Source organism: Actinomadura sp. 6K520, from assembly GCF_004349245.1.
In the GTDB taxonomy this organism is placed as follows: domain Bacteria; phylum Actinomycetota; class Actinomycetes; order Streptosporangiales; family Streptosporangiaceae; genus Spirillospora.
On sequence record NZ_SMLC01000278.1, the window covers coordinates 1 to 6279 of the forward strand.

Sequence of the window (6279 nt, forward strand, 5' to 3'; positions counted from 1 at the left end):
ACCGGCGGTTCGACCCCGCGCAGACGCTCCGGGCCATCGCGTCCCACCGCGAGACCACCGTGTTCGCCGTCCCGGTGATGCTCCAGCGGATCCTCGAACTGCCGCCGGAGACCCGCACCGGCCACGACGCGTCCTCGCTGCGGATCGTGGCGGTCAGCGGGGCCGCGCTGCCCGGCGACCTCGCCACCCGCTTCATGGACGAGTTCGGCGACCGCCTCTACAACGTCTACGGCTCCACGGAGGCGTCCTGGGTGTCCATCGCCACCCCGCGTGACCTGCGGATGGACCCGCGGACCGCCGGGCGGCCGCCGCGCAACACCTCGCTCGCCGTCCTCGACGCCGAAGGACGCAGGGTCGGCCGCTCCACGATCGGGCAGATCTTCGCCGCGAACGAGCTGCCGTTCGAGGGCTACACCGGGGGCGAGCCGATGGAGGTCCGCGACGGGATGCTCGCCACCGGCGACCTCGGCCACGTCGACCACCGCGGCCTGCTGTTCGTGGACGGCCGCGCCGACGGCCTCGTCGTGTCCGGCGGGGAGAACGTCGTCCCGCGCGACGTGGAGGACGCCCTGCTGCGGCTCCCGGAGGTCGGCGAGGTCGCGGTCGTCGGCGTCCCCGACGAGGAGTGGGGGCAGCGGCTCGCCGCGTACATCGTCCTGCGGCCCGGGGCCCGGCTGGAGGCGGACGCCGTTCGCGACTACGTGCACGAGCAGGTCGCCCGGTACGCGGTGCCGCGCGACGTCCGCTTCATCCCCGAGCTGCCGCGCAACGCCACCGGCAAGGTCGTGCACCGCTGGCTCACCGCGCACCCCGGCCGGCACCCGGAGGGCCGCGTCGAATGGCCGCCCCTGGGCGCGGGCCAGGCGGGTTAGGAGGGCGGGCCGGCCGGGCCGGCCGGGTCAGCCGGGGCGGGCGGTGGCGCCGGCGGCCTGCGCCGGCTCCCCGGACACCGGCAGCCGCACGGTGATGGACAACCCGCCCTCCGGCCGCGGCACCGTCTCGATCGCGCCGCCGTGCGCGTCCACCACCGCCCGGACGATCGACAGGCCGAGGCCCGCGCCGTCCCGCGACCCGGTCCGGTCCGCGCGCAGCCGCCGGAACGGCTCGAACAGCGACCCGACCTCGTACGACGGGACGGGCCGCCCGGTGTTGACGACCTGCAGGAACGCCTCCCCGTCCCGGACGCCGGTGCGGACCCACACCCGCCCGTCCCGCACGTTGTACTTCAGGGCGTTCTCCAGCAGGTTCACCGCGCAGCGCTCCAGCAGGACGGGATCGCCCGCCACGACGGCGGGCGCGAGCCTGGCCTCGACGTCCACCTCCGCGTCCAGGGCCTGGTCGTCGAGCTGGCCGAGAGCGCCGCGCACCACGTCCGGCAGCGGAGTCCCGACCCGCGCGGCCGGCTCCCGCTCCGACCGGGCGAGCGTCAGCAGCCCGTCGATCAGCCGCTCGTGCCGCGCGGTGTTGCCGAGCAGCACGTCCGCGAGGGCCTTGGTCTCCGGCGGGTTCTTGCGGCTGGCCAGCGCGACCTCCAGGACCGTCCGGTTGATCGTCAGCGGTGTCCGCAGCTCGTGCGAGGCGTTGGCGACGAACCGGCGCTGGCCGTCGAACGCGCGGTCCAGCCGGTCCAGCATCCGGTCGAACGTGTCGGCGAGGTCCTTGATCTCGTCCTGCGGGCCGTCCAGCGCGATCCGCTGGTGCAGGGTGCTCTCCGACAGCCGCCGCGCCGTCGCGGTCACCCGGTGCAGCGGGCGCAGCATCCGCCCCGCGACCACGTACCCGATCACCACGGCGAGGACGCCGACGACCAGCATCAGCAGCAGGGAACTCTGCAGCAGCTGCTCCAGCACGTCGCGCTTCTGCTCGGCGAGCCGCCGGTCGGCGTCCTCCCGCAGCGCCAGCAGCTGCTCGAAGCCGTCCTCCGTCGACAGGTTCCCCCGCGCCGCCATGGCCCGCAGCCGCGAGACCGCCTCGAGATCCACCGCGCCGGAGCGCGTGAGGCCCTGGCCCATGGTCCGGACGGTGAGCACGTACGTCACCGTGACCAGGAGCGCCGATGTCACCAGGAACAGCGACCCGTACACCAGCGTCAGCCGCGCCCGCAGGCTCAGCGCCGGTGCTCTCCCGAGTGCCCTCATCACGCCTCCAGCCGGTATCCCGAACCCGTCACCGTCTCGATCACCGGGGGTTCGCCCAGCTTGCGGCGCAGCGTCGCCATCGTCACCCGGACGATGTTGCTGAACGGGTCGATGTGCTCGTCCCACCCGCGCTCCAGCAGCCGCTCGGCGCTGACCACGCCGCCCTCCGCCCGCAGCAGCTCCTCCAGCACGGTGAACTCCTTGTTGGTCAGCCGCAGCTCCCGGCCGTCCCGCGCGACCCTGCGCCGGTGCGGGTCCAGCCGGATGCCGCGCCGCTCCAGCACGGGCGGCACCGGCGGCCCGGACCTGCGCGCCAGCGCCCGGACCCGCGCCACCAGCTCGCTGAACACGAACGGTTTCGGCAGGTAGTCGTCGGCGCCCAGCGACAGCCCGGCCACCCGGTCCTCGACGTCTCCCGAGGCGGTCAGCATCAGGATGCGGCCCGGGCCGCGCCGCCCGACCAGCTCCCGGCACACCTCGTCGCCGTGGACGGCGGGCAGGTCCCGGTCGAGCACCACCACGTCGTACTCGTTGTACGAGGTCAGCTCCAGCGCCTCGTCGCCGTCGTACACGACGTCGACGGCCATCGCCTCCTCGCGGAGCCCCTCGGCGATCGTGTCCGCCAGCACATGCTCGTCCTCGACGATCAATACGCGCATGGACCCGAGCATGACCGGCCGGGGGTTAAGCGCCGGTAAGTCAGCGCTCCCAGCAGGTGTAGGTGACGGTCGCGGTGCCGCCCGGCGCGAACGACACCGTCCCGGTGCCGCTCCCGTCCACGAAGCACAGCACCCGCGGGCGCACCGTCACCTCGACCGACGCCGAACGCCCCTTCGCCAGCTTCCCGCCGCCCTCCGCGCTGATCCGCGCGTCCTCCGACCGGACCGCCGCCACCGACCACTTCACCGGCCCGCCCGCCGCCTTCAGCCGGATGGTGCACCGCGTCGGCAGCCCGAGCACCTGCTGCACCCCGCGGCAGGCCGAGTCATCGACCGACAGCCGCCCGGGCCCGCCGGCCCTGGGCGTCTTCCGCGGCTCGGCGTCCTTGGCGGGGGTGGCCTCCTTCGTCTTCTCCCGCGACGGCGTCGGCGAGGGGCTCGGCGCCTCGGGCGTGATCGACGGCACGGGCGGCGGGGCCGGCGCCGCCCCGTCCCGGTCCGTCGACTCGAACAGGGCGAGCATCCCGGCGGTCAGCACGATCCCGGCCGCGACCCCGGCGGCCACCAGCCACCGGTGCAGCCGCACCGGCGGCTCCGGACGCTCGTCGCGCGCCAGCTCGTCCAGGCGGTCGCGGAGCGTCTCCTCGTCCCCGTCCGGCTGGGCCTTGAGCGCGGCCCGGACGGCCTCGACCGCCCGGTCATGGTCGCCGAGCAGCTCCTCGGCGTACTCGACCAGCCCGGTGACACGGCCGGCCTCGACCGGCCGCGGCGCTTCGAGCGCCATGGCCAGCTGCAGGTCCTCGTTCAGCGGCGGTGCGGGCACGGGAGGATTATCGCCGAAGGGGCACCGCGCGTGATTCCGCCGGACCACACAGTTCTCCCGCCGTATTTATCAGCGGACCATGAACTCAGGGCCGGACCGCGATGACGTCGTAAGGCGTTTCCGGGGCGGGCGGCGTCGGGTCTTCACCCGTCCGCGCCCGTGCAGGGGAACCCGGTACGGCACGGGATCGGTCGAGTCGGTGAACCACGCCCCGCCCCGCGTGATGACGACGTCGTTCACGAACGCCTGCCGCTCCGTCAGCGTGCAGGACTTCAGAACACCCACCAACCTCTCCCTGACCCGCCCACCCGCGCCAGACCCGGCTCGCCCGCTCCTGCGCGCGGACGAGCCTCGTCTACCGCGCACGCGGTACTTCCGCGGCGCCTGCCATTTCTGCGGCAACAGGGTGCGCCATCGGCCGTAGCGCGAATAGCCCGCGCATGGCGGACGACGCGCATTGTGGTGGCCAGGCATGATCAGCCCGCTACCTCGAAAACGAAGAACCGAGAAATCGAGAAGAAGATGATGAGAACCACGAATTCCGCCGCCCATGGAATTCTGGCGAGACTGGCACGATTCTGCTTCCGGCGGCGCCGCCTGGTCCTGCTGGCCTGGATCGTCGGCGTGACCGCCGTGGCGTTCGCCGGGTTCGGCTACGGCGCCGCTCCCGACAACGATTACTCCGGCGGGGACTCCGGGTCCGCCAAGGCGCAGGAACTGATCGAGAAGCACTTCCCCGATCAGCAGGGGGACACGCTGACCCTCGCGATCAAGGCTGACCGGGGGGTCGACGATCCCGCGGCCCGGCAGAAGATCGAGGGCGTCATCGCCGATCTCGCCGCCTCACCCGTCACCGGGCCCGTGGTCTCGCCGTACCAGGACGGGAACCTGGTGACGGAGGACCGCCGCATCGCCCGCACGACCATCCCCCTGAGCGACGCGGACGTGGAGAAGACCGAGGTCGAACCCTTGGTGGACACCGTCAAGGACGCCTCCGGCGACGGCGTCACGCTCGGCCTGGGCGGGTACATGGCGGAGAAGGCCGAGACGCCTCCGCAGGGTCCGGCCGAAGGCGTGGGCATCCTGGCGGCGGCGGTGATCCTGTTCATCGCCTTCGGGTCGCTGGTGGCGATGGGCCTGCCGATCGTGACGGCGCTCCTGGCGATCGCGGGCGGCCTCGCGCTGACGAAACTGGTGGGGCACGTGCTCCCCGCGCCGAACTTCACCGTGATCTTCGGCGCGATGATCGGACTCGGTGTCGGCATCGACTACGCCCTGTTCATCGTGACCCGCTACAAGGACGGCCTCGCGGACGGCGACGAGCCCGAGAGCGCCACGGTCGGGGCCGTCACCACCGCCGGCCGCGCGGTGCTGTTCGCCGGCACGACCGTCGTGATCGCGTTGCTGGGCCTGGTCGTCATGGGGCAGCGGCTGATGACCGGAGTGGCCGTCGCCACCTCGCTCACGGTGCTGATCACCATGATCGCCGCGGTGACGCTGCTGCCCGCGTTCCTGGGCTTCACCGGATACAAGATCAACTCGCTGCGCCTGCCGCGCCGCGCGTCCCGCCGGGACCGGCCCGCCGGCGCCCCGTCCCCGGAGCACCGCACCCTTGCCGAGCGCTGGGCCGGCGTGGTCCAGCGCAGGCCGCTGACCGCCGCGCTCCTCGCCGGCGCGAGCCTGCTGGTGCTCGCCGCCCCCACCCTGTCGATGCGGCTCAGCCAGCCCGATGCCAGCGTCCAGCCCCGCGACAGGAGCAGCTACATCTCGCACGAGATCCTCTCCGAGGGCTTCGGCCCGGGTTACGGAGCACCCCTGATATTCGCCGCCGAGACCGACTCCAAGAACGCCGATCTGCGTCCCGTCGTCGAAGCGGTCGGCAAGACCGAGGGCATCGCCCACGCCACGCCACCCCGGGTCAGCGAGGACGGGCGTGCCGTCACCTTCATGGCCTTCCCCACGACCGGCTATCAGGACCAGGCGACCGCGGACCTGGTGCACGAGCTCCGCGACGACGTGCTGCCCCGGACGCCCGGCGGCGAACAGGTCCTCGTCGGCGGACCGAACGCCGGCACCATCGACACCGCCGAGGAGTCCGCCCAGCGCCTGCCCCTGATGATCGCGGTCGTCATCGCGATGTCCATGGTGCTGCTGATCGCGCTGGTCCGCTCCATCACGATCGCCCTGCAGGCCGCCGTGATGAACCTCCTGTCCATCGGCGCCGCCTACGGCGTGGTGGTGGCGGTCGTCCAGTGGGGGTGGCTCGGCCCGGCCCTGGGCTTCCCGGCCGCCATGCCGGTCACGACCTGGGTCCCGATAATGATGTTCCCGGTCCTGTTCGGCCTGTCGATGGACTACCAGGTGTTCCTGATCTCAAGGGTCCGCGAGGAGTACGAGCGAACCGGCGAGACCCGCACCGCCGTCGCCCGGGGCCTGGCGCGGACCGCCAAGGTCATCACCGCCGCGGCCGCCATCATGGTCGCCGTCTTCACCACCTCCCTGCTTGGCCCCGACCTCGCGGTGAAACAGGGGGGCCTGGGCATGGCCGTCGCCGTCCTCATCGACGCCACCATCGTCCGGCTGATCCTCGTCCCCGCCGTCATGGAACTGTGCGGCAAGGCCAACTGGTGGATGCCCGGCCGCCGCCCCCCGAAGCCCC

Annotated in this window: 6 protein-coding genes; 2 read left to right on the forward strand and 4 right to left on the reverse strand. The window is 72.9% G+C overall.

Going from position 1 to position 6279, the window contains the following annotated elements:
• The coding region (locus tag E1289_RS35710; protein ID WP_165970763.1) for an AMP-binding protein at window positions 1-872 on the forward strand (872 nt) is incomplete at its 5' end.
• Window positions 873-899: 27 nt separating this feature from the next.
• On the opposite strand, the gene E1289_RS35715 is transcribed toward E1289_RS35710, so the two are convergent.
• The 4 genes from E1289_RS35715 to E1289_RS39270 form a co-directional block, all read right to left on the reverse strand.
• On the reverse strand, window positions 900-2138 hold the full coding sequence (locus E1289_RS35715; protein ID WP_243713405.1) for a HAMP domain-containing sensor histidine kinase: 1239 nt from the start codon (window positions 2136-2138) through the stop codon (window positions 900-902).
• Window positions 2138-2797, reverse strand: a complete 660-nt coding sequence (locus E1289_RS35720; protein ID WP_131988297.1) for a response regulator transcription factor — start codon at window positions 2795-2797, stop codon at window positions 2138-2140. The genes E1289_RS35715 and E1289_RS35720 overlap by 1 nt, the downstream gene beginning before the upstream one ends.
• Window positions 2798-2837: 40 nt before the next feature.
• Window positions 2838-3620, reverse strand: a complete 783-nt coding sequence (locus E1289_RS35725) for a hypothetical protein (protein ID WP_131988299.1) — start codon at window positions 3618-3620, stop codon at window positions 2838-2840.
• A 69-nt stretch (window positions 3621-3689) separates the two neighbouring features.
• On the reverse strand, window positions 3690-3905 hold the full coding sequence (locus tag E1289_RS39270) for a hypothetical protein (RefSeq protein ID WP_207929370.1): 216 nt from the start codon (window positions 3903-3905) through the stop codon (window positions 3690-3692).
• 240 nt (window positions 3906-4145) lie between these two features.
• On the opposite strand from E1289_RS39270, the gene E1289_RS35735 reads away from it, so the two are divergent.
• On the forward strand, window positions 4146-6279 hold a 2134-nt coding region (locus tag E1289_RS35735; RefSeq protein WP_131988301.1), incomplete at its 3' end, for an MMPL family transporter.

What these genes read in the sequence shown, in the direction of transcription:
- E1289_RS35715 (WP_243713405.1), bottom strand. Translation starts at nt 2,138, where the DNA reads ATGAGGGCACTCGGGAGAGCACCGGCGCTGAGCCTGCGGGCGCGGCTG.
- E1289_RS35720 (WP_131988297.1), bottom strand. Translation starts at nt 2,797, where the DNA reads ATGCGCGTATTGATCGTCGAGGACGAGCATGTGCTGGCGGACACGATC.